This is a genomic window from Streptomyces sp. TRM49041, assembly GCF_008271805.1.
Classification (GTDB): domain Bacteria; phylum Actinomycetota; class Actinomycetes; order Streptomycetales; family Streptomycetaceae; genus Streptomyces.
Window position 1 is genome coordinate 10,607 of the sequence record NZ_VSRY01000165.1, and the last position, 23,455, is coordinate 34,061.

Genomic DNA, 23,455 nt, shown 5'->3' on the forward strand with positions numbered 1-23,455 from the left:
AGGGGGAATCCTAGGGGCCAAAGCGGCGTGTCATCGAGCGGATGACCGTTTGATTGGGAGAATGTCCAGCCTTTTGAGTGGCCTAGTCGGCGTTTGACTTGCCACTCGAACGGGTACCGCCGACTGCCGCCCCCGCCTTGACACCGTCCTTGCCGCCCCCGGAAGGCGCTTCGAAAGATTCCAACGCTTCGAGCACGGCCTGGACGCGGGAGATCTCGGCCTGGATGTCCTCCTGCCGACGCACCAGCACGTCCAGCTCCCGGCGGCCGTCCGCGACCAGCCGGTCGGCCTCGGCCTCCGCGTCCTCCTTGATCTGCTGCGCCTCGCGGTCGGCGTCGGCCTTCTTCTGGTTGGCCTCCTTGAGCAGGCCCTCCGCCTTCTTCACCGCGGCGATCCGGACCTTGCTCGCCTCCGAGTTCGCGTCCGACAGCAGCTCCTTGGCCTTCGCCTCCGCCTCGGACACCTGCTGCTCGGCCGTCTTCACCAGCTTGTCGGCACGCTCCCCGGCGACCTTCACCTGCTCCGCGCTCTCCCGGCGGGCCCGCTCGTGCAGCTCCTCGATCTCCGCCTCGGTCCGGGTGCGCAGCTCCTCCATCCGCTCCCTTATGGCGTTGGCGTCGCTCCGCGCACCCACCAGCAGTTCGTCCGCGTCCGTGCGGGCCTTCTCCACCAGGGCGTTGCCCTCGATGGTCGCCTCGGACTCGATCCGCTCGGCCTCCTTGCGGGCCGCGCCGACCATCGTGTCCGCCTGCGACTCGGCGTCGGTCGTGGCGCGCAGCGCCTCCTCCTGCGCCTTCGCCATCAGCTGGTCGGCCTGCTCGGCGGCGTCCGCACGGCGCTTCGCCGCGGCCTCCCGCGCCTCGTCGAGCAGCCTGTCCGCCTCCGTGCGGGCCTCCGTGCGGAGCTGCTCGGCCACCTCCTCGGTCTCCTTGAGGTGCTGCTCGGACTCCTTGCGGATCCGCTCCGCGGCCTGCTGCGCCGAACTCACCGTCTCGGCCGCCTCGGCCCGCAGCCGCTCCGCCTCGCCGGTGGCCTCCTCGATGAGCTGGTCGGCCTGCTCGGCGGCGTCGGCGCGCCGCTTGTCGGCGGCCTTCCGCGCCTCGTCCCGTACCTGCTCGCCGTCGGCCCGGGCGTCCGCGCGCATCCGCTCCGCCTCGGCCTCGCCGTCGGCCCTGACCCGTTCGGCCTCCGTACGGAGCCGGACGGCTTCTTCGCGGGCCTCGTCCAGCACCTCGGACGCCTCGGTCGCGAGCCGGTCCGCCTCGGCCGTCGCCTCGGACGTGATGCGCTCGGCCTCGGCCGACGCCTCCGTGACGAGCCGGTCCGCCTGGGTGGCCGCCTCCGAGCGGATGCGGTTGGCGTCGCCCCGTGCCTCGGCCCGCGTACGCGACGCGTCCTGCTCGGCCGCGGCGAGCGAGTCCGACGCCTCCGTCCGTACCCGCTGGGCGTACTCGGCGCTGTCCGTCCTGAGCCGCTCCGCCTCCGTGATCGCGTCCTTGACGGTCCGCTCGGCGAGGGCCTTCGCCGCCTCCGTCTCCTCCTGTGCGCGCTCCCGGACCCGCGTGGCGTCCTCGGCGGCCCGCTCCCGCTCCTGGTAGGCGTCGGCGCGGACGCGGTCCGCCTCCTCCTGCGCCTCCGACCTCGTGCGCTCCGCGGCGTGTTCCGCGGCCGACCGCAGCCCGGCGATCTCCTCCTCGGCCGCCTCCTGGAGGCCGGTGACCGAGTCGCGTACCTGCTGCGCGGTCTGCTCGGCGGCCGTGACCAGCTCCGTGGCCCGCTGGTCCGCCTCCTCGACCAGGCGCTGTGCCTCCGCCTGCGCCTCCTCGACCCGCTTACGGGCCGACGCCAGCAGCTCCTCGCTCTGCTCCCGGGCGCGGTCGCGCTCCTGGTCCGCCTCGGTACGGGCGGCGTCCAGTGTCTCCTCGGCCTCCCGGTGGCGCCGGTTGGCCTCTTCCTGCGCGGCCGCGAGCTCCTCGGCGGCCTCCGTCTCGAGCCGCTCCGCCGCGGCCTGCGCCTCGGCCCGGACCCGGTCGGCCGTCTCCTGCGCGTCCGTCTTGAGCCGTTCGGCCTCCGAGGCCGCCTCTGCCCGGAGCCGTACGGCGGCGTTCTCCGCCTCGGCGCGGGCCGCCGACGCGTCCGCTGCCGCCTCCGTGCGGAGCCGCTCGGCCTCCTGCTCGGCCTGCTCCTGGAGGGAGCGCCGCCGCTCGGCGGCCTCGGTACGCAGCCGCTCCGTCTCCTCGGCGGCCTCCCGGCGCAGCCGCTCGCCCTCCGCGCGGGCGTCGGCGAGCGTCTGCTCGGCCGCCACCAGCCGCGCCTCGGCGTCCGACTGGAGCCGCGTCAGCTCCTCGGCGGCCTCCGCCTCCCGGGCCGCGATGCCACGCTCGGCCTCCTCACGCAGCGCCGCCGCGGCCGCCTCGGCCGCCGCCTTCACCGACTCGGCCTGCTCCTCGGCCTCCGCGCGCAGCTCGTCGGCCTCGCCGCGGGTGCGGTCCAGGGTCTGCTGGGCCTGCGTGCGCAGCGCCGTCGCGCGCTCGATGGCCTCCGTGCGGACCCGCTCGCTCTCGGCGGTCGCCGCCGCGCGCAGCTCGTCCGCGTCCGTCTTCGCCTTGGTCAGCAGCTCCTCGGCGGTCTTGGCCGCCTCCTCGATCTGCTGGACGGCCTCGCGCCGTGCCTCGGTGCGGATCCGCTCGCCCTCGGCGATGGCCTCGGCCCGCAGCTGCTCGGCCTCGCCGCGCAGCCGGCGCGCCTCCTCCTGCAGCTCGACCGTCTTGGCCCGGTACTCCTTGGTGTCGTCCTTCGCCGCGCCGCGCAGCTGCTCGGCGGAGTCGGCGGCCTCCCCGACGAGCCGGTCGGCCTCGGCCTCGGCCTCGCGGCGGATGCGCTCGGCCTCCTCGCTCGCCTTACGGGTGGTGGCCTGGGCGTCCTCGGACGCCTTGCCGAGCATCTCCTCGGCGGTGCGGGCGGCCTTGGCCAGCTGGGCCGCGGAGTCCTCGGCCGCCTTCGTACGGGCCTTCTCGCTGGCCTCGGCCCGCAGCTTCTCGGCCTCGCCGCGGGCGTCCGCGAGCGCCTGCTCCGCCTCCGCCTTGAGGGCCTCGGCCTCCTTGGTGGCCTCACCGACCAGCCGGGCGATCTCCGTCCTGGCCGTACGGGTGCGCTGCTCGTTCGCGGATTCGGCGGCCGCGAGCCGCTTGGCCGCGTCCTCGGTGGCCGCGGCGACGACCTTGTCGGCCTCCGCGCGGGCCTCGCGGAGCCGCTCCTCGGCCTCCTGCATGCGCTGCTCGGCGCCCCGGCTGAGCTCCGTGGCCCGCTGACGGGCCTGCTCGGTCTCGGTGGCGGTGGTGGTACGCAGCTGCTCGGCGTGGCTGGTGGCCTCGTGGGCCTGCGTCGACGCGGCGTTGAGCAGCCGCTCGGCGTCCTTGCGGGCGCGCAGCAGGATGCCCTCGGCCTCGGTGCGGGCCGCCTCCGACTCGGCCGCGAGCCGCTGCCGGGCCTCCTCGGCGACCCGGGCGGCCTCGGCACGGGCGGCGGCCAGGGACTTCTCCGCCTCGGCGCGGGACTCCTCCATCAGGCGGCGGGCCTGCGCCTCGGTGCGCGCCCGCAGCTGCTCGGTCCACGCCACGTTCTCGTTGACGTGCGCCTCGACGGTCCGGCGGCGCTCGGCCAGCTCCTGGTCGAGCTGCTGCCGCCGCTGCACCGCCTCGTTGTGCAACTCGGCCTGGAGGCGGGCCTGGTGCTCGGCGTGCTCCTGGAGGATCCGCTGGGTCTGCGCGCGGGCGTCCCGCAGCTCCCGCTCGGCGTCCGACCGCATCTGGTCGGCCTGTATCTGGGCGTTACGCAGCAGCTGCTCGGCCTGGTACCCGGCCTCGGCGCCGTCGTAGGCAGGACGGGACGCGATGGCGCGCCGCGCCTCGTGGAGCTTGGCGCGCAACACCTCGACCTGGTAACCGAGGTCCTCGGCGTGCTGGACGGCCTTCTCCCGCTCGGTCTTCAGCCGGTCCATCTCGGCTTCGAACCGCGAAAGGTGGTCGTCGTCAGCCCGGTGGCTCTCCTGGCGTTCGTAGCCCCGCACTGCGCGGTCCCATCCGTCCCCTGGTCGCGAACTCTCTCTGTACGGGTACCGTTCGCCGGCGAACGGCCCCCCGGGAATGGTGTCAGATCGACGCTTCCGACGACGACGCCGCGGCGCGGCCCCGATCCGGCCCCGGCCCGGAGCCGCCCACTCTACCGGGCCGGGAACGCTCGGGTCAGTGCTCCGCTGAGGAGGGCTCAGCCGACGTGACGAGTTCGGTCAGGACGCCATGGCAGTCCTTGGGGTGCAGAAACGTGATCCGCGACCCCATGGAGCCGCGCCGGGGCTCGTCGTACAGCACCCGGACGCCCTTGCCGCGGATGGCGTCGGAGTCGCCGTCCACGTCCGCCGTCCCGAAGGCGATGTGGTGGACACCCTCGCCGTTCTTGGCCAGCCACTTGCCCACGGCGGAGTCCTCCCGGGTGGGCTCCAGGAGCTGGAGGTACGAGGCGCCGCCGTCGGACGTCTCGTTGATCTTGAGCATGGCCTCGCGGACGCCCTGCTCCTCGTTGACCTCGGAGTGGAACACCTCGAAGCCGTAGGTCGCGCGGTAGAACTCCACCGTCTTGTCGAGGTCGAAGCAGGCGATCCCGATGTGGTCGATTCTTGTGAGCATGCGACCAGTGCAGCGCTCCGCGGGTGGTTACGCAACGTGCGCGCCGTCACACCGATCGCCCGGTGACCGGGGCCCGTACCGCTCAGTACATTGGCGGTAAACCCTCGTTCACTCCGCAGCCCTCCCAGGCTGGAAGGGGATCGTCCTCATGTCTGGAACGACAGGTACCACCTCCGTCATCGTCGCCGGTGCGCGTACACCCATGGGCCGCCTGCTCGGCTCTCTCAAGTCCTTCTCCGGCGCCGACCTCGGCGGCTTCGCGATCAAGGCCGCGCTCGACCGGGCCGGCATCGGCGGCGACCAGGTGCAGTACGTGATCATGGGCCAGGTGCTTCAGGCGGGCGCCGGCCAGATCCCCGCCCGGCAGGCCGCCGTCAAGGCCGGCATCCCGATGAACGTCCCGGCGCTCACCGTCAACAAGGTGTGTCTCTCCGGCCTCGACGCCATCGCCCTCGCCGACCAGCTGATCCGCGCCGGCGAGTTCGACGTGGTCGTCGCGGGCGGCCAGGAGTCCATGACCAACGCCCCGCACCTGCTCCCGAAGTCCCGCGAGGGTTACAAGTACGGCGCGATCGAGATGCTCGACGCGATGGCGCACGACGGCCTCACGGACCCGTTCGAGAGCATCGCCATGGGCGCCTCCACCGAGAAGCACAACACCCGCCTGGGCCTCGGCCGCGCCGAGCAGGACGAGATCTCCGCCCTGTCCCACCAGCGCGCCGCCGCCGCCCAGAAGAACGGCCTGTTCGAGGCCGAGATCACCCCGGTGGAGATCCCGCAGCGCAAGGGCGAGCCGGTGATCTTCTCGAAGGACGAGGGCATCCGCCCCGAGACGACCGCCGAGTCGCTCGGCAAGCTGCGCCCCGCCTTCGCGAAGGACGGCACGATCACGGCCGGCTCCGCCTCGCAGATCTCCGACGGCGCCGCGGCGGTCGTCGTGATGAGCAAGGCGAAGGCCGAGGAGCTCGGCCTGGAGTGGATCGCCGAGATCGGCGCGCACGGCAATGTCGCGGGCCCGGACAACTCGCTGCAGTCCCAGCCGTCCAACGCGATCCGGCACGCCCTGAAGAAGGAGGGCCTGGGCGTCGAGGACCTCGACCTCGTCGAGATCAACGAGGCGTTCGCCGCCGTGTCCGTGCAGTCGATGAAGGATCTTGGGGTATCCCCTGAAAAGGTGAACGTCAACGGTGGCGCGATCGCCCTGGGCCACCCGATCGGCATGTCCGGCGCCCGTATCGCGCTGCACCTGGCGCTGGAGCTCAGGCGGCGCGGCGGCGGGGTCGGCGCGGCGGCGCTGTGCGGTGGCGGTGGCCAGGGCGACGCGCTGATCCTCCGTGTCCCGAGCGCTTCGGCGAAGTAAGGAGCTCTGTACGTGATGGTGGACGTCCCCGCACTGGTGGCCCAGGCACGGGAGGGCAGGCCGCGTGCCGTGGCCCGGCTGATCTCGCTCGTGGAGGGGGCGTCCCCGCAGCTCCGTGAGGTGATGGCGGCGCTGGCTCCGCTGACGGGCGGCGCCTATGTGGTGGGCCTGACGGGCTCGCCCGGCGTCGGCAAGTCCACTTCGACGTCGGCACTGGTGACCGCGTACCGCAAGGCGGGCAAGCGGGTCGGCGTCCTGGCCGTGGACCCCTCGTCGCCGTTCTCCGGCGGTGCGCTGCTGGGCGACCGGGTGCGGATGTCGGAGCACGCCTCGGACCCGGGCGTCTACATCCGCTCCATGGCCACCCGGGGCCACCTGGGCGGTCTGGCGTGGGCGGCGCCGCAGGCCATTCGCGTCCTGGACGCGGCGGGCTGCGACGTGATCCTCGTCGAGACGGTCGGCGTGGGCCAGTCCGAGGTGGAGATCGCCTCGGAGGCGGACACCTCCGTCGTACTGCTGGCGCCCGGCATGGGCGACGGCATTCAGGCCGCGAAGGCGGGCATCCTGGAGATCGGCGACGTGTACGTGGTGAACAAGGCCGACCGGGACGGCGCGGACGCCACTGCCCGCGAGCTCAACCACATGCTGGGCCTCGGCGAATCGAGGGCGCCGGGCGACTGGCGGCCGCCGATCGTGAAGACGGTCGCCGCGCGCGGCGAGGGCGTCGACGAGGTCGTGGAGGCCCTGGAGAAGCACCGCGCGTGGATGGAGGAGCACGGCGTCCTCACGGAGCGCCGCCGGGCCCGCGCCGCCCACGAGGTGGAGACCATCGCGGTCACCGCCCTCCGCGAGCGGATCGGCGACCTGCACGGCGACCGGCGCCTCGGCGCGCTGGCCGAGCGGATCGTGGCGGGCGAGCTCGACCCGTACGCGGCGGCCGACGAACTGGTGGCGGGCCTGACGGGCGGCTGACGCCGCCGTACACGGCCCCGCTCCCCACGAGGGGCGGGGCCGTACCCGCCGCGCCCCCACCGGCCTGGTGGCCGCCGTGGTGGGCGCCCCCCGGCTGACTGCGGCACCCCTGTCGGCCTCCATGCCGCTCGGACGCGCCCCTGGTGGGCCCCGCCCGACCCATCCGCCCGCACCCGGCAGGTGCCCGCCGTCGCGGACGCTCGGCGTAGCGGTCCGGACCGATGTGCGTAACACCCTCGACAGGCCCGCCCGGCCGGGGGCGCTGTTCGGCGGGGACACAGAGGCGGCTGAGGTTCAGTCGAGTGGGACGCGGGCGAGGGTTTCCCACTGGTACATCCGCTTGTCGCGATTGAGAACGATGAGCTCGACGGCACGGACACGCGCGAGAACGGGCGCGGCGTCAACCGAGTCCAGAGCCTTCCGAGCGGGTCCGTCGGGCCCGTCGCTGTTGCTGTAGGCGATGGTCACATGCGGAGCGAACCCGTCGGGCTTCTCGGGCACCTGGCTCCACACGTCACCGATCGCGGCACGTACCGCGTCCCGTACGGCGGAGACGGGTTCGGCGGGCTGGGCTTCCCAACGGATGGCCTCAGGAGTGATCTCGGGCCGGTGGAGCGCGAGCTCGAAGGCGCCGCTGCTGCGGAGCCGGGCAGTGGCGGCGTCGACAACGGCGTCCCGATCCTTGTCAGCGACCTCGTCGGTGAAGCCGAGGCCCTGCAAGGTGAGGTGAAGCCACTGGTCAGGGACGAGGTCGAGCCCGGGTACGTCGCCAAGGGCGTGGCGGTAGCTGTCGGCGAGGTGGTGGACGGCGGGGGCGTCGCGGAAGGTGAGGTGCCAGGTGTAGAAGCTGCGGCCCTCACGCCACCCCGGCCGCCACCACCAGTGGTTCGCCATCGAATTCGTCGTCATGGTGACGATCCAAGCACCGTCAGCAGTCGCCTGGGGAGAGCGCGTGAGTACGCGGCAGGGACTCCAGACACCACTGCTCGATGTGCTCCTGGAGTTCGGCGGCGGCTCGGGTGCCGGCGGCAGGGGAGTGGGCGAGGGCGGCCGCCAGCTCCCGCAGGCGGTTGGTCACGGGTGCCAGCCGCTGGTCCGGCGGCAAAGCGAGTACAGGCCGCAGCGCCTCGGCGGCACCGTCCACGCTGTGCAGGGCGAGGCGGGCGGACGCCTGTGCGATGTTCATCTGTGCCGCCGTGCCGTAGGAGTAGGAGGGCTGGGCGGTGAGCGCCTCGTCGACCTCACGCAGCGCTGTGACAGCGTCCCCGAGGCGGAGATGCACTGCTGCGGTGTAGTTGACCTGTCGGACCCTGGGGCAGGAGAACAGACCGGCGACGTCGTCCGCGTCGGTGATGGCGGCGCGGGCTTCGGCAGCGCGGCCAAGGGCGGCTTCGGCTTCGCGGCGGCTGCCGAGCTGGGACCAGGCATCCGCTTCCTGGCAGGCGAGCAGTACGGCTGCGGTGCCTCCTGGTTGGTATTCGGCCCCGCGCCGGGCATGTGTGATGGCGTCGCGCAGCCGGCCGTCCCAAAACGCGACCTTTGAACGGGTGGAGAGCACCCATGCCCGCAGGTCTGACTGTCCGGACAGCTCCGCGCACAGCCATGCGGTGCGGCCCTGGGTCTCGGCGTGGGCGAGCCGGCCGAGGTCAGAGGACATCCAAGCCAGGAGCCCGCACAGGTAACCGGCGGTGGTGTACAGCTCGGCGGACTGCCGCGGGTACTGGCGGCCTTCCAGGAGATGGAAGACGCGGTCGCGGTGGCGCACGGTCCGCCGGAACACCGTCTGGGGGTCGTCGGTGAGATAGTCGCGGGACAGCTCCCGCACGTCGGCCATCATCTGCTCCAGGGCCAGATCACCCACGTTCGACGTCTCTGCCCACTGTGCCCAAGCTGCGGATTCCTCGGCCACTTGGCGCACCAGCTCGGGCCCCTGGGGCTCCGGCGCCGGGAGCGGCGAGGGGTGAGGGGCCTGCGGCGTTTCGGGCTCGGGCTGGTGCACGGCAGTGAGCATCCGGAGATCGCCGGACCGTAAGACGCGTCGGTCCTCCACGTCAATCAGCTCCGCCGTGGTACAGCCGTAGACCTTGGCCAGCAGCGCGAACGCGGCGACCGAGGGTCGGCGGCCGGACCGGCTCGGCCACTTCTCCCATTTGCCGACCAGGGACGCGTCTGCGGCCACGGACTCCTCGGGTCGGGTGGCCTCGACGTCGTTGACGCGGTCGGCGACCTGCTGGAGCGACCAACCATGCGCCTGACGCCACGCCTCCCGTGGTCGCATCCGATACCGCGCACGCAACTCGGTGCGGCGGTCATCTCAGACCTCAGTCGTTCCAGCTCGTGTTTGAACCCCATCGGCGTGCTCCTTGCGCGCGGACCTTTCGCCGCCACCGTATCCACGTACGGTTCCCGGCCAAGCGGTCCTGGAAGCGGCGTAGGCCGGGTCAGTGTCCAGGAACGGCGGGCTGATCCTCTGGCACCGCAGCTCGGCGGCTGCGAGAGGTGTCCATGGAAGTTGGGCTGAGCTGCCCGTGACGCTCCATGCCGGTCACTGGAACCGTGGGTGCACACAGAACAGCGCCTACTTCGTCGTCCTCCGACGGCTGCTGCGTCAGACGTCTCGCCCGGCAGCTAGTTCCGCGTCCCCCTTCTTGGTCCAGGAGTCCTGATGCATCTGGCCTTACCGGCACTGGCCGACGTCTTCGGCCATCTCTCCCGGCACATCGAACAAGCCGGGCTCACCCCGTGGCCTGGCGCCTGCACCAGCACGTCGGCAGGGCTGCTGGAGCGGGAGAGCATCGAGTGCGGCATGAGGCACATTGCTCGGCTTGCGCACAGTCGACTCACCCACACACCGGTTCCGGCCTTTGAACCTGAGCGCGTTGAGCGGTGCGGCACCAGTCCGGTGTTGCGTCACTCGCGAGAAATCGCACGGGAAGCGGGCGACGCGGTGGTCACGGAGAAGTGCGACCGGCAGATCGAACGCCACACCGGGCATGGCCGGGGTGGCGCAGCGTGACCGGTGGAAGCCGTTCCGGGAAGGGACGCGAGCCGATCACCTATCAGGAGAACCCCGTAGAGCTCCCGCTGGATCTCGTCCGGGAGCGGAGCCCGGTGCAGGGGTGCAAGATCTGCGCTGGTCTGGAGTACGACCGGAGGAACGCCAGGAGCCGGGGGGATTGGTCCGCCGTATCGGACTGCAATGTTCGGATACGGAACCACGAGCACCGAGAGATGTTCCAGTGAGCGCCCGAACGGTCGCCGCCTGTAGCCAGGCGGAGTCCGGCATCCCTGAGCGGGCGGCGGCACTGGCCCCGCCCCTGACTGACTTCAGAGGCGCATCCTCCCCCCGGGTCACTGGCCCGGCCTACCACTTGGCCCAGGTCGGCGAGCAAACGCCCTGTCCACCTTCTGAGACCAGGAGTATTGATGTATCGGGCCTTACCGTCAACGGGCGACGTCTTCGACTACCTTGCCGGGCACATTGAGCAGGCCGCTCTCAGCCTGTGGCCCGATGCTGGGATCAACCTCGGGTCGCACATCCCCTCTGTGACGGCGTACGTACGCCGTATCGAGGTCGATGGCCGGCCGCTCGTCGCGAAGGTGTCCTTCCTCGGCATGTCGCTGGCCTCGGTGCTGCGGGGAGCGGGCGGCGACTGGGCGCAGGCCAGGGCCTGCCAAGCCGCCTACACCAGCACCCCGGGAGGACTGCTGGAGCGGGAGACCATCCAGTACGGCATCCTGCACACCGCCCGGCTACGGGCGCCGAGGATCGCCGGGTACACGAGCGGAACCTTGTTCACTGAACCGGTGGCCGGTCCCAACTTGGGCGACCTACTCCTCAACGAGCCGTTCCGTACGGCCGAGCTGCTGGATCAGGTCGTCGGTGAGCTGGTCCTCCTGGAACACGCGCAAGCGACCGTGCTGGTGGTGGCGGCGGCTATTCCGGAGCGGTCGGTGCCGGCGACGTTCTCGCGCAAGTTCAACAGCATTGGTGCCCCGTCCTTTGCGGCCCTCACCGGTCCGTCCGAGCCGGTGCTCTCGATCGTGGTGTCCCGGCTGCTGCGCGCGCGGTCGAGCCTGAAGCCGGGCAGCAACGTCATCTTCGGGGATCTGAAGCCCGAGCACGTCATCTTCCCTGATGGCGGTGACGGCCGCCCGGTGTTCCTGGACCCGGGTATGTCGCTGGGCCACCCGTGTGCCGACTACGGCAAGCTCCTCTCTCGCCTGGTGCTTGGCCTGCTCGCCAAGCCGTGCGAGATCATGGTGCTTCGCACGGTTCTCAAGGGTGTGGATCGGTTCGTCGACATGCTCACCGACGTCATGCCACACGTCGAGCGGGACCGCTGGCTGCGGCAGCAGCATCCTGACCACCTACCTGACTGCACCGCCCGGCCTGCCCCTCCCGGATATGGCCCACGGCGTCACCGAGCGGGCCGAGGCAGCGTGCACGCTGCTGGACTGCCTCACCTTCGTGCTCCATTCGGGCGCGGACGGCGCCACGGTGTGGCGGCTCGCCCTGGACCACGCTGCGACGGCGGTCCTGCGATGACCGGGCCCAGGAAGTCGGTGGGCATCATCGGTGCGGGCGCTGTCGGGCATACCGTCGCCACCCTCCTCACAGCCGCCGCCCCGTGGTGCGAGCGGCTCCTGGTCGCCTCCGGCACCACCGCCTCCGCCGAGGCGCTGGTCGCCGATGTGGAGGACATGGCCGAGGTCATCGGTTCCCCCGTCCGGGCGGAGACTGCCGATGTCACGGCCATGGCCGGGTGCGAGGCCGTCGTGATCTGCCCTCGTGCGAGGTTTACCAACACCCGCTCGCAAGAAGTGCGCATGGCGGGCTTGGCCGCGAGCGCACCGCTCATCGCTGCCCTCGGCCGTCAGCTCGCCGGATACACCGGCACGGCGATCATGGTTACCAACCCGGTGGACGTGCTCACCCGTGTGTTCACCGAGACCTCTGGCGCAGACCGCGTCTACGGCGTCGGTTCGGCCACCGACTCCGCCCGCTACCGGCTGGTCCTCGCCCGGCTACTCGACGTCCCCGCAGGCGTCGTCAGAGGGCGGGTCATCGGCGAGCACGGTGACGGCGCGGTCGTCTGCGTCTCCAGCACCCGCGTCGCCGGACTCGCAGCTCCCGTCCCGCTCGCCGCCGTACACGCCGAACTCAAGGCACGACCCCAACAGATCAGCAAGGGGCTGGGTCGGGCCCGATCCGGCCCGGCCGCCGCGGTCCTGGCCGCGCTGACCGCCGCCCTCGGCATGACAGACACGGTGGTGGAGCTGGCCGTCGTCAATCCCGACGGTTCCTGTCTCGGAATCCCGTTGCGGTTCACCGGTGGCGTCCCCACCGTGGCCATGCCCCACCTCACCCGGGCCGAGCAACATCTGCTCCAGGCTGCCGACCGCAAGATCCGCGCCGCGTATGAACGCATCACTCACCACGATGAGGGAGCCCACCAGCCATGACTCTCCATGCCAGCCGCGTCGCCACCGCGGACCGACACGTCACCGTCATCAGCCATACTCCTGCCATCACCGTCTGGTCCCAGCGCTACTTCGGAGCCTGGTGGAACGCGACTCGCGTCACGGCCCCGTACACCGGGCCGGTCGTGTACGCAGACGTCGCCCCTGGCGAGGCCCGCCACGCCGTCCGGTGCGTCCGGGACAGCCCCCACGACACCTGCACCTACGCGGGCTCCGAGATGCTCTACCGTCGCGATCACCAGGGCGTCATCGCTGTTCAGCCCGACCACGGCCTGGCCTACCGGTACGACCCGGACACGAGGCGCCTGCGCATCACCGGCTCCGACGACACCCGCGTCGCCATGGCCGCCGCCCGCCTGGCCCGCGAACTGGTCCGTGCGAGCCTCCTCGCCGACGGTTGGGTCATCCTGCATGCCTCGGCTGCCGTGAAGACGGGCGGCGCTGTGCTCACACTCGGCGATAAGGGCGCAGGCAAGACCACCACGGCGCTGCTGCTGGCCCGCGCTGGTTACCGACTGCTGGCCAACGACCGCGTCTTCGCTCGCGTCGAGGACGGTGAGGTCCGCGTCCTGCCCTGGCCCGCAGCTGCGGCCATCGGCCTGGGTCTTCTGGACGCGCTCGGTCTCTATGACGACGTTCGGGCCCGCGTCCTGGCCGGGGAGGGACTGCACCCAACGCAGCACCCACGCGTCACTCAGGCCCTCCTCGGAGGGCACCGTCGGCCACTGCGGCAGGACAACGGCAAAGAGTTGAAGCCGCAGTTCTTCCCCGATCAGCTCACCGCGTGGCTGGGCATGCGCCTGGCAACCGAGGCGCATGCCGCGATGGTGCTCTTCCCCCGCATCGACCCGGACGGCACCCCCAGCAGCGACGGCCCCGGCCGCGGCCTGGCCGGCTCTGACCTCTTCACCGCCGCCACCGAGGACCGGTACCCCGACGTCTTCGGCCTGACCACGGCAGCCTCTCGTACGAGCCGTCAGGGCCTCGCCGCGGCGCTGGCCGCCCTGCCCAGCCGCAGCATCACGCTCGGCCACGACACCAAGGCCGGCACCGAGTTCCTCGCCGAGGCCGCCGACCCCCACGTAGAGGATGCGTAGGCGCAGGGCCGGGGGGCGGACACCGGGACGGCCCCGCCCCCTGGTTGTGGGGTGGGGCCGTCCGTTCGGCGTGTGGTCCCTGTGGGGGCGTGTCGGCGTGGCCCTCACCGGGGAGGCGCCCCGCGGGGCAGCGCGGGGTGTGGGGGCCGTGGTTACGGCTTGCCGCGCAGGCCGCGCAGGTGTTCGGCGATCGGCCGCATGGAGGTGTGGAGGCCGGTCAGGGCCTCGGGGGACAGCTGGTCGATGAAGTGCCTGCGTACCGAGTCGACGTGGTGCGGCGCCACCTTCTGCATGGTCTCCATGCCGTGGTCCGTGAGCACCGCGTACAGCCCGCGCCGGTCCGACTCACAGTTCTCGCGGCGGACCAGTCCGGCGTTCTCCATCCGCGTGATCTGGTGGGAGAGCCGGCTCTTGGACTGCAGGGTCGCCGCGGCGAGGTCGCTCATCCGCATCCGCCGCTCGGCGGACTCCGAGAGGTTCACCAGGATCTCGTAGTCGTTGTTGGTCAGGCCGAACGGCTGGAGGTCCTTCTCCAACTGGTACGTCAGCAGCCGCTGGACGTCCAGATAGGTGCGCCAGGCGCACTGTTCGGCATCGCTCAGCCACGGGATGGCCGTCTCGGTCTCCATATATGGATTCTACCTAAGATGTTGAAAATTGGACGAAGTAGGAGTGACGCCGCTTCGCTCCCCGTCCCCCGTCCTCGTACGTCCACGCAAGGGTGCAGACGTTCGAGCGCGTCACACTCCGCAGACTACCGCTCACAGCCCGAAGCGACGCTGGAGGTCCCCGAGCTGGCCGGGAAGGCGTGGTGTCGACCCGTGCGACCCATGGCCGGAACCATGCCCCGCATGCGGCGCCCCGCCCCCGGGGACGCCCGGCTCGTGCGGAACGGTTCCCGTGACCTGCTCCGGCATCAGCGCCTCCGACGACTGCAGCAGCACCGTGCCCGCCCCGACGAACTCGAACTGGTGCTCCTCGCCCGACGCGCCGCCGATCCCGGTCAGCGCCCGCAGGCCGCCCATCACGCCGCTCATATAGCCGTGGTCGTAGTGGTGGCACGGCGACGGGCAGTCCGCCCAGCCCACCAGCGCCTGCGGGTCGACCCGGATCGGCGGCTCCATGAACACGACCTCGCCGTTGGACGCCGCCACGAACTTCCCCGTGCCGATCAGCGTCAGGAAGCCCGGCACGATCGACTGCTTCAGCGCCAGCGTCGGCTGGAAGGCCAGCAGGTTCCCGGCGCGGATCGTCAGGTTGCCGTCCTCCAGGTCGTACGAGTTCACGTCGAACGCCCGGTCGGCGAGCAGCATCTTGCCGCTGCCCTCGGCCACCACCCAGTCGCTCGCGTGCAGCGGCGAGTGGAAGCTGGTCCGCACGAGCCGGTCCAGCGCTCCGTGGCCGATGCCGTTGAAGTCGATACGCCCGTAGTAGGCGATCATCTTGCCCTTCTGCAGGAACCACCGGGAGCCCTTGAGCTCCACACAGAAGGTGTAGGCGTTGACGTTGTCGTCGCTCGGCAGATTCGACGGGTCGAACACCACAGACGCGCTCACAGCTTCTCCTCCGAGGCCTGTACGTACACCGCACCACTGCCGCTCAGCTCCAGCTGGAACGCCTCGCCCGAGCCGCGCCCCACCATGTCCCGCCAGCCCAGCGCGGTGGAGAGCTTGTTCCGTACGTCGCCGTGGTGCGCGACGTACGCCTGCGGGTCCACGTGGACCGGCCGGCCGGGCGCGATGGGCAGCTCGACCACGCCGCCGTGCGCCATGACGGCCACCGCGCCGTGCCCCTTCAGGGTCGTCGTGAAGAGCCCCTGCCCGGTCACCTGGCCGCGCACCATGCCCATGACGCCGCCCTGCGAGCCCATGAACATGGTCCCCTGCTCCAGCGTCCCGTCGAACGCCAGCAGCCGGTCGGCCTCGACGCAGAGCGTGTCCCCGGAGAGCCGGATCACCTGCACATGGTGACCGCCGTGCCCGAACATCACGGTGCCGTTGCCCTCGACGGTCATCAGCGGGGTGGACTCCCCGGCCACCCTGCGCCCGATCATCGCCATGACGCCGCCCTGGCCACCGGTCAGGTTCGGCGTGAAAGTGACGTCCCCCTTGTACGCCAGCATCGCCCCGCGCTGGCTGAACATCCGCTGCCCAGGCACGACGGTGGCCTCCACCATCTTGGAGTTGATCTCCCGGAACGGCATCAGACGTCACCTCCCACGGTGTTGCGCTCGCTCGGCTGTACGTACACGAGACCGTCGCCCTCGAAGCGGATCTGGAACGCCTCGCCGCCCCCCTCGCCGATGAACGTGCGGAACGTCACACCGGACTGGAAGGTCTGCTGGAGGTTGCCCTGATGGGCGATGTACGCGCCGGGGTCGACGGACAGCGGGTACTGCGGCGAGACGCGCAGCACGACGGCGGGCCCGTCGGACATGATCGCCACCTGCCCGGAGCCCTCGACGGTCGTGGTGAACAGCCCGTTGCCGCTCGCGCCGCCGCGGAGCCCGGTGAAGGTGGTGCCGGTCCTGAGTGCGGCGTCGGCGCACAGCAGATTGCTGGCCTCCACCCACAGCTTGTCGCCCTGGAGGCCCAGCACGGTGATGTCGGAGGCCCGGTCGGCGAAGAAGCAGGTGCCCTGCCCCTTCACCTCCATGACCTCCATCTGCTCACCGGTGAGCCGACGGGTGACCATGCCGCGGATGCCCTCGCCGCCGCCGCTCATCTTCTTGAAGGCCATCTGGCCCTCGTACGCGACCATCGAGCCGTTCTTCGCCTTGACGGCGTCGCCGGTCATGTCGACGGCCAGCACTTTGCTGCCTTGGAGTCGGAAGATTGCCACGGGCAGACGTTAGCCGCCGGGGCCGGGGCGGGGACAGGCCCGCGAGGAGGATCCGGACCCTGATACGGCCCGGGTGCGGTCGCCTGACAGAATGAGCCGAGGCTTGTGCATCCGTTCACAAGATTCACCGACCGATCCGACCGATCCGATCCGCCCGGCCCGCGACCCAGAAGGTGCCTGTCCCGTGGACATCAAGACCGCATCCGCCCTCCACCGCCTCCGGCTCGTCTCGGGCCCCGAGGCGATCTCCTTCCTCGTGCTGCTCGTCTGCTCGGTGCTCAAGCGCACGACGGAGTTCAACGCAGTCCCGCTGATGGGCGCCGTCCACGGCTTCCTGTTCCTGCTGTACGTGGTGTTCTGGCTGGACGCCTGGAAGAACGCGAAGTGGGACGTGAAGACGGGCGTGCTGTTCTTCGTCCTGTCGGTCGTGCCCTTCGGCGGCTTCTTCGCGGACCGCAAGCTGAAGCGCGCCGCCGACGACGCGGTCGTCGCGTCCCGCGCCCGCAGCGAGGGCAAGGTCGACGCGTGATCGTCGCGTTCTCCGTCACGCCGCTGGGTGTGGGCGAGGAGGTCGGCGAGTACGTCGCGGACGCGGTGCGCGTCGTACGCGAGTCCGGCCTCCCGAACCGCACCGACGCGATGTTCACCTCCGTCGAGGGGGAGTGGGACGAGGTCCTGGACGTCGTCAAGCGCGCGGTGGCCGCGGTCGAGGCGCGCGCGCCGCGCGTCTCCCTCGTCCTGAAGGCCGACATCCGCCCGGGCGTGTCGGACGGCCTGACGGCCAAGGTGGCCACGGTGGAGCGCCACCTGTCCTGAGGCCCTGAGGCCCGCCGGTGCGGTGCCCCGCCCGGTGGGCAGGGCGCCATCCGGGCAACCCGACCGCGCGGAGGGTCAGCGAGGCACCTCCGCGCCGCCCCCCTCCTGGACGCGCCCGAGGACCTCGGCGTGCAGCGCGGACAGCCCGCCCGGCGGCACGGGCGCCGGGCTGCCGGTCACCGTGTACCACTCGTCCGCGTCGGCGTACCGCACCAGGACGGCCGCCCGCCCGTCCGGCTCCGAAGCGGTCACGACGTCCAGCTCGCCCGTGACGACGCCGACCTCGTCGGTCATCACGCCACCGGGCCCCGCCTTCACACGGTCCTCATGTCGGGTCATGAGGTACAGGTGTCCAGCATCTCGCCGAGCATGTCCTTCTCCGCCCGGGTCACCGACAGCTCGTACGTGGCCTTCACCGAGGTCCAGGCCCGCCCGTAGGCGCACCAGTACGTCTTGGACGGCGGCTGCCACTCGTCCGGTCCCTGGTCGCCCTTGGACCGGTTGGAGGACGCGGTCACCGCGATCAGCTGCGGATGCGTCAGATCGTTCGCGAACGCCTTCCGCTTCTCCTGGTCCCACTTGTTCGCCCCCGACCGCCAGGCGTTCGCCAGCGGCACCATGTGGTCGATGTCGATGTCCGACGCGTCGGTGATCTCGACGTCGTCGTACACACTGACCCAGGAGCCGGACACGGCGCGGCACTGGCTGTCCCGCTTCACGCCGGTGCCGTCGCGCTCCAGCACCGTCTCGCGGGTGTTGCACCTGTCGCCCTGCTCGGCCCAGTGGGGGAACTTCGACCGGCTGTAGCCGCTCATCCCTCCGTGGGGCGCCACCTTCAGACCGCCCAGCTGGATACGGGCCCGGTCGGCGGTCGGCATGCCCGGCAGTGTGCCCTCACCGCTCGCCCCGCCGCCGCTCCCCGCCCCGCCGCCGCTCCCCGCCCCGGTGCTCGCCGGCCTCGATGGATCGCCTCCCCCGGGGTCGGTCGACAGCCCGTCGCCGACCGCCGAGCAGCCCGCCACCGCCAGGACCGCGACCATCGCCAAACTCCGCCCCCACCAACGCTGCTGATGCCGCATGGCCCGACGACCCCTCTCAACCCGATGACCGTACAAGCACCCTATTCCCGGCCATGCGCCCAAGCTGCCGACGTGTCGTCAGACCCGGGCCTCAAACCCTCCGCCCCGCAAACCCCCCACTCGGACGCCTTCAGATCGACGCACCCCCAACCGTCCCCTTTTGTGGGGATTAGCGACCTCGCTCGACAGGCTGGAGGCACCCGTGCTGCGGTCGGAGGGCAACGACTACGACTACGACACCCACAGCCGCCTCGCCGGGCCCCTGACCGAGCCGGACCCGGTGGCATACACGGTCCGGTACCGCAGTCTGCTCGCCGAGGAGCCGCACCGAATACGCGCCGTGCTTCTCATGACCCTCGCCCCGGTGCTCTCCGCGGTCCTCCTCGCCTACCTCGTATGGCCCACCCACTGGACCCGCCGTGAGGGCGGCGACCGGTGGCTGGTCGCGTTCGACACCGTCATGCTCGGCTCGATCGGGCTCATATGCCTCTTCATGCTGATCAACGTCCTCTCCATCGCCCACGCCACGCTCGTCGCCCGCGACCCCGTACCCGTCCACCCCGAGCAGGGCACCCGCGTCGCCTTCCTCACCACCTACGTCCCCGGCAAAGAGCCGCTCTCCATGCTCCGGACCACCCTGGAGGGCGCCGTGAGGGTCCGCCACCGGGGCCTCCTGCACGTCTGGCTGCTCGACGAGGGGGACGACGAGCGGGCCAGGGCCCTCTGCGCCGAGCTCGGGGTGCGCCACTTCAGCCGCAGGGGCGTGCCCCGGTGGAACCGCGCCGAAGGAGCGCACAGAGCCAGGACCAAGCACGGGAACTACAACGCGTGGCTGGAGGCGCACGGCCACGCCTACGACTTCTTCGCGTCCGTCGACACCGACCACGTCCCCCTTCCCGGCTTCCTGGAGCGGATGCTCGGCTACTTCCGCGACCCTGACGTCGCGTTCGTCGTCGGACCGCAGGTGTACGGCAACTACACCTCGGCCGTCACCAAGGCCGCCGAGTCACAGCAGTTCCTCTTCCACGCCCTCATCCAGCGCGCCGGCAACCGCTACCGCGCCCCCATGTTCGTCGGCACCAACAACGTCGTACGGATCGCCGCGGTGCTCCAGGCCGGCGGGCTGTACGACTCCGTCACCGAGGACATGGCCACCGGATTCGAGCTGCACCGCCGCAAGAACCCCCGGACCGGGCACCACTGGCGGTCCGTGTACACACCCGACGTGCTCGCCGTCGGCGAGGGGCCCACTTCCTGGACCGACTTCTTCACCCAGCAGCTCCGCTGGTCCCGGGGCACCTACGAGACGATCCTCAGGCAGTACTGGAAAGCGCCCTTCCGCACGCCGCCAGGGCGGCTCCTCAACTACACCCTGATGTTGGTCTACTACCCGATGACCGCCGTCAACTGGTTCCTCGGCATCCTCAGCTGCACCCTCTACCTCTGGCTCGGCGCCTCCGGCACCCAGGTCTCCGCCTCCGTCTGGCTCATGCTCTACAGCGACGCCGCCGCCCTCCAGATCGGCCTGTACCTGTGGAACCGGCGCCACAACGTCTCCCCGCACGAGCCCGAGGGCTCCGGCGGCCTCGCCGGCATGGCGATGTCCGCGCTCTCCGCGCCCGTCTACCTCACGTCGCTGACCGCCGCGGTACTCCGCACCGGCGGCCGGTTCGTCGTCACCCCCAAGGGCGGCGAGGCGAGCCCCGACCGGCTGCACACCTTCCGTATCCACCTGTTCTGGGCCGCCGTGCTCGCCGCCGCGCTCGTCGCCTCCGTCCACTTCGGCCACACCCACGCGGCCATGCGCACCTGGGCCCTCCTGGCCATGCTCATCTCCCTCCTCCCCGTCGCGGTCTGGTCCTGGACCACGTTCCAGGAGCGCCGCGCCGCCACCGCCATCCGCACGACCCGGCGCGCGAAGGAACCCGAGGCGGCGCTCGCCACCACGAGAGGGGGGAACTGAGCCATGGCCTACCGGCCGTCCAAGAAGTTCAAGAGGACCCTGCTGGGCGGGGGCGCCCTCGTCGTGCTCGCCGGCCTCAACGCCCCGGCCGCGCTCTCCTTCGCCGAGGAGAAGTACCACGCATACAAGATCGCCCAGCCGGGCTACAAGGCCAGGTACGGCTCCTGGCAGCTCGTGCACGTCCCCGGCGACCACCGGCTCAACGCCGTCCACGCCGCACTCCTCCGCACCGGCAAGGTCCTCCTCGTCGCGGGGTCGGGCAACAACCAGAAGGACTTCGACGCCGGGTCCTTCGAGACGATCCTCTGGGATCCGGCCGCCAACAGCTTCGAAGCCGTCGCCACACCCGAGGACTTCTTCTGCGCCGGCCACAGCCAACTCCCCGACGGACGCCTCCTCGTGGCCGGCGGCACGGCCCGCTACGAGGTCCTGGACGGCGACGTCAAGCGCGCCGGCGGCACCATGCGCGTCAGGAACGAGAGCATCGAGAAGCCGGTCACCCTCGAGAAGGGCACCGTCTTCCGCTCCCCGACCGGTGTCGAGTACGTCTCCCGGTCCGATGTCACCGTGCCCAGGGCCAGACGCGAGTTCAAGGTCCCGTACGACAGGAGCGGCCGGACGGAGCCCTGGGAGACCAAGGTGACCGCCGCCGAGGCCCGGGTCTTCGTCGAGGCCAGGGAGGAGGGCCCGGAGGGACTCACCACGCAGGCCGCCCAGTACCGGATCGTCGGACTCACCGGGAAGGACGCCCTGAACGTCTACGGGATCGCGCAGAAGCTCACCACCGAGAAGCAGGACTTCCAGGGCATCAGGTCCGCCTACGAGTTCGACCCGGTCGCGGAGCGGTATGTGCCCGTCGCCCCCATGAAGGACGCCCGCTGGTACCCGACGCTCGTCACCCTCCAGGACGGCAGGGTCCTCGCCGTGTCCGGACTCGACGACGTCGGCGACATCGTCCCCGGCGACAACGAGATCTACGACCCGGAGACCAGGAAGTGGACCAAGGGCCCCTTCCGCTACTTCCCCACCTACCCGGCCCTCTTCCTCACCAAGGGCGGCAAGCTCTTCTACACCGGCTCCAACGCCGGCTACGGCCCCGCCGACAAGGGCCGCGTCCCCGGACTGTGGGACCTGAGGAGGAACGTCTTCCAGGAGATCCGCGGCATCGACGACCCCGACCGGCTGGAGACGTCCGCCTCCCTCATCCTGCCGCCCGTCCAGGAGCAGAAGCTGATGGTCCTCGGCGGCGGCGGGGTCGGCGAGTCACCCCTGTCGACGCCCCGCACCGCGGTCGTCGACCTCAAGGAGGAGAGCCCCGTCTTCCGGCCGGGCCCCGCCCTCCCGCAGGGCACCCGCTACCTCAGCGGCGTCCTCCTGCCCGACGACACGGTCTTCACGACCGGTGGCTCCCGCGACTACCGCGGCCGCGGCGCCAGCGACATCCTCAAGGCCCAGTTCTACGAGCCGGGCTCCAACCGCTTCCGCCCGGCCGCCGATCCGACCGTCGGCCGCAACTACCACTCCGAGGCCCTGCTGCTGCCCGACGGCCGCGTCGCCACCTTCGGCTCCGACCCGCTGTTCGGCGACAAGGACAACACCAGGCTCGGTACGTTCGAGCAGCGCGTCGAGGTCTACACCCCGCCCTACCTCCAGGGCGACGCCCCGAGGAAACGCCCGGTCCTCGGCGACGGGCCGCAGGAGCTGGACCGGAACGGGCGCGCGACCTTCCGGACGGAGGACGCCGCCCGTGTCACCGAGGCCCGGCTGATGCGCCCCAGCGCCGTCACCCACACCACCGACGTCGAGCAGCGGTCCATCGAGCTCGGTCTCACCCGTACCGAGGACTCCATCACCGTCGAGGCGCCCCTCGACCCGAGCCTCGTGCCGCCCGGCTGGTACATGCTGTTCGCGCTCGACGCCGAGGGCCGCCCGTCCGTGGCCAAGTGGATCCGGGCGGATGTCCGGAAGGGCTGACCGTCACCTGCCGCCGGCGCGGCGTGCGAGGTCCAGGGCGTACTCCGGCCACCACGTACCGGCGGACGGACCGCCCCGGCAGGTGCCGTCCGACTCGCCCGGCCGCTTGATCCACAGGTACGCGTCCACCAGCCGGTCGCCCGTCCGCAGCGTCGGCGGCGTGCCCAGCGCCCGCCCCGGCGGGTTGCACCACGCCTCCTCGCCGCCGCCGGGCAGCGGGCCCCGGCCGTTGCGGCTGGTGTCGACGGTGAAGTGCGCGCCGCCCAGCAGCCCCGACAGCTCCGTCCCGAACGCCTCCACCACGTCGTTGGTCTGGAAGTTCGACACATTCAGCGAGAACCCGTCCGCCCGGTCGACCCCGGCCCGCCGCAGCGGCTCCACCAGCTTGGCCGGGTCCTTGATCCACGCCGGGTGGCCCGCGTCCAGGTACACCTTGGTGTTCGGCTGCCGCTTCAGCCGGTCCACCGCCTCCGACAGCAGCCGGTAGCGCTCCCGCGCGTACGCCCCGGCCGTGCACCCGTCCACCAGGTGCGCCAGGGCGTCCGGCTCCAGGACGACGATCGCCGACGCGTCCCCGACGGCCTCCGCGAACGAGGCGATCCACCCCCGGTACGCCTCCGCGTCCGGCGCACCGCCCGCCGAGTACTGGCCGCAGTCGCGGTGCGGGATGTTGTACGCGACCAGGACGACCGTGCGCCGGTCACCTGCCGCGGCGCCGCCCACCGCCTTGGCGATGTCCGGTACGGGGTCGTCTCCGGCCGGCCAGACCGCGGCGGGCCGGTCGGCGATGCGCCGCAGGACCTTCGCGTCCTCGGTGCGGCCGGCCGCCTCGTACGCCTTGACCTGCCGGGCGGCGTCACTGTGCGGGTCGACCCAGAACGGCGACCCGGTCGAGGGCGCGGCGGCCTGGGCCCGTCCGGCGGACGCCGTGGCCGGCCGCTCCGGGGCCGTGCCGCCCGCCCTGCCCGGGCCGGACGAGCAGCCGGACGCCAGGAGGATTCCGGTGAGCGTCAGGGGCAGCAGAACAGCGCGGGGCGACGATCGGTAGCCGGACATCCAGATCCCATCCCTTGGACGGTTACGGACAGTCCCGGCAATCGTGGCACAGCGGTCACATGGTGTGGCGGTACGACACCTTCGGTCGCTCCCCGTGCGTACCGCGGTGGACGCGCGGCGGACGGCGG

General features: G+C 71.5%; 20 protein-coding genes. 9 read left to right on the forward strand and 11 right to left on the reverse strand.

Annotated elements, in window-relative coordinates; translation table 11 throughout:
• Positions 1-82: 82 nt before the first annotated feature.
• Both scy and mce read right to left on the reverse strand, forming a co-directional pair.
• A complete protein-coding gene (scy, locus tag FVS66_RS28060) occupies positions 83-4,069 on the reverse strand; it encodes a polarized growth protein Scy (protein WP_149184033.1) in 3,987 nt (1,328 codons plus the stop codon).
• Between the two features lie 175 nt (positions 4,070-4,244).
• On the reverse strand, positions 4,245-4,685 hold the full coding sequence (gene mce, locus FVS66_RS28065; protein ID WP_149184034.1) for a methylmalonyl-CoA epimerase: 441 nt from the start codon (positions 4,683-4,685) through the stop codon (positions 4,245-4,247).
• Between the two features lie 148 nt (positions 4,686-4,833).
• On the opposite strand from mce, the gene FVS66_RS28070 reads away from it, so the two are divergent.
• A complete protein-coding gene (locus tag FVS66_RS28070; RefSeq protein ID WP_149184035.1) occupies positions 4,834-6,045 on the forward strand; it encodes an acetyl-CoA C-acetyltransferase in 1,212 nt (403 codons plus the stop codon).
• Positions 6,046-6,060: 15 nt separating this feature from the next.
• Positions 6,061-7,017: a methylmalonyl Co-A mutase-associated GTPase MeaB gene (meaB, locus tag FVS66_RS28075; protein WP_149184164.1), complete on the forward strand. Its 957-nt coding sequence runs from the start codon at positions 6,061-6,063 to the stop codon at positions 7,015-7,017.
• A gap of 294 nt (positions 7,018-7,311) precedes the next feature.
• Here meaB and FVS66_RS28080 read toward each other — a convergent pair whose 3' ends face one another.
• Positions 7,312-7,926: a 2'-5' RNA ligase family protein gene (locus FVS66_RS28080; protein WP_262387258.1), complete on the reverse strand. Its 615-nt coding sequence runs from the start codon at positions 7,924-7,926 to the stop codon at positions 7,312-7,314.
• A gap of 19 nt (positions 7,927-7,945) precedes the next feature.
• Positions 7,946-9,295 (reverse strand): helix-turn-helix transcriptional regulator, encoded by a 1,350-nt coding sequence (locus FVS66_RS28085; RefSeq protein ID WP_262387259.1) that lies wholly within the window; start codon positions 9,293-9,295, stop codon positions 7,946-7,948.
• Positions 9,296-9,682: 387 nt separating this feature from the next.
• Here FVS66_RS28085 and FVS66_RS28090 point away from each other — a divergent pair, with 387 nt between their 5' ends.
• From FVS66_RS28090 to FVS66_RS28105, 3 genes are all read left to right on the forward strand, one after another.
• Positions 9,683-10,033 carry a hypothetical protein gene (locus tag FVS66_RS28090; protein ID WP_149184036.1) on the forward strand — a complete coding sequence of 117 codons (351 nt, stop codon included), beginning with the start codon at positions 9,683-9,685 and terminating at the stop codon, positions 10,031-10,033.
• A gap of 410 nt (positions 10,034-10,443) precedes the next feature.
• Positions 10,444-12,483 (forward strand): lactate/malate family dehydrogenase, encoded by a 2,040-nt coding sequence (locus FVS66_RS36290; protein ID WP_262387260.1) that lies wholly within the window; start codon positions 10,444-10,446, stop codon positions 12,481-12,483.
• Positions 12,480-13,598 (forward strand): hypothetical protein, encoded by a 1,119-nt coding sequence (locus tag FVS66_RS28105; protein WP_149184037.1) that lies wholly within the window; start codon positions 12,480-12,482, stop codon positions 13,596-13,598. The genes FVS66_RS36290 and FVS66_RS28105 overlap by 4 nt, the downstream gene beginning before the upstream one ends.
• 152 nt (positions 13,599-13,750) lie before the next feature.
• Here FVS66_RS28105 and FVS66_RS28110 read toward each other — a convergent pair whose 3' ends face one another.
• The 4 genes from FVS66_RS28110 to FVS66_RS28125 form a co-directional block, all read right to left on the reverse strand.
• Positions 13,751-14,227, reverse strand: a complete 477-nt coding sequence (locus FVS66_RS28110; RefSeq protein WP_149184038.1) for a MarR family transcriptional regulator — start codon at positions 14,225-14,227, stop codon at positions 13,751-13,753.
• Positions 14,228-14,359: 132 nt separating this feature from the next.
• The gene (locus tag FVS66_RS28115; RefSeq protein WP_149184039.1) at positions 14,360-15,154 is read right to left on the reverse strand and encodes an AIM24 family protein; all 795 of its coding nucleotides are present in this window, start codon (positions 15,152-15,154) and stop codon (positions 14,360-14,362) included.
• The gene (locus tag FVS66_RS28120) at positions 15,151-15,801 is read right to left on the reverse strand and encodes an AIM24 family protein (RefSeq protein ID WP_149184040.1); all 651 of its coding nucleotides are present in this window, start codon (positions 15,799-15,801) and stop codon (positions 15,151-15,153) included. The genes FVS66_RS28115 and FVS66_RS28120 overlap by 4 nt, the downstream gene beginning before the upstream one ends.
• Positions 15,801-16,439, reverse strand: a complete 639-nt coding sequence (locus FVS66_RS28125; RefSeq protein ID WP_149184041.1) for an AIM24 family protein — start codon at positions 16,437-16,439, stop codon at positions 15,801-15,803. Before FVS66_RS28125 ends, FVS66_RS28120 begins: the two co-directional genes overlap by 1 nt.
• A 184-nt stretch (positions 16,440-16,623) precedes the next feature.
• On the opposite strand from FVS66_RS28125, the gene FVS66_RS28130 reads away from it, so the two are divergent.
• Positions 16,624-16,968, forward strand: a complete 345-nt coding sequence (locus tag FVS66_RS28130) for a DUF3817 domain-containing protein (RefSeq protein ID WP_149184042.1) — start codon at positions 16,624-16,626, stop codon at positions 16,966-16,968.
• Positions 16,965-17,255 carry an MTH1187 family thiamine-binding protein gene (locus FVS66_RS28135; protein WP_149184043.1) on the forward strand — a complete coding sequence of 97 codons (291 nt, stop codon included), beginning with the start codon at positions 16,965-16,967 and terminating at the stop codon, positions 17,253-17,255. The genes FVS66_RS28130 and FVS66_RS28135 overlap by 4 nt, the downstream gene beginning before the upstream one ends.
• 75 nt (positions 17,256-17,330) lie before the next feature.
• Here the strand turns inward: FVS66_RS28135 and FVS66_RS28140 are convergent, their stop codons facing one another.
• On the reverse strand, positions 17,331-17,594 hold the full coding sequence (locus FVS66_RS28140) for a hypothetical protein (protein ID WP_149184044.1): 264 nt from the start codon (positions 17,592-17,594) through the stop codon (positions 17,331-17,333).
• Positions 17,591-18,334 (reverse strand): HNH endonuclease family protein, encoded by a 744-nt coding sequence (locus FVS66_RS28145; RefSeq protein ID WP_262387261.1) that lies wholly within the window; start codon positions 18,332-18,334, stop codon positions 17,591-17,593. Before FVS66_RS28145 ends, FVS66_RS28140 begins: the two co-directional genes overlap by 4 nt.
• A 205-nt stretch (positions 18,335-18,539) precedes the next feature.
• Between FVS66_RS28145 and FVS66_RS28150 the strand changes: the two genes are divergently transcribed.
• Both FVS66_RS28150 and FVS66_RS28155 read left to right on the forward strand, forming a co-directional pair.
• Entirely contained in the window at positions 18,540-20,297 is a 1,758-nt protein-coding gene (locus FVS66_RS28150; protein WP_149184170.1) for a glycosyltransferase family 2 protein, read from the forward strand.
• Between the two features lie 3 nt (positions 20,298-20,300).
• The gene (locus FVS66_RS28155; RefSeq protein ID WP_149184045.1) at positions 20,301-22,271 is read left to right on the forward strand and encodes a kelch motif-containing protein; all 1,971 of its coding nucleotides are present in this window, start codon (positions 20,301-20,303) and stop codon (positions 22,269-22,271) included.
• A gap of 3 nt (positions 22,272-22,274) precedes the next feature.
• On the opposite strand, the gene FVS66_RS28160 is transcribed toward FVS66_RS28155, so the two are convergent.
• Positions 22,275-23,327, reverse strand: a complete 1,053-nt coding sequence (locus FVS66_RS28160) for a glycoside hydrolase family 6 protein (protein WP_149184046.1) — start codon at positions 23,325-23,327, stop codon at positions 22,275-22,277.
• Between the last annotated feature and the right edge of the window lie 128 nt (positions 23,328-23,455).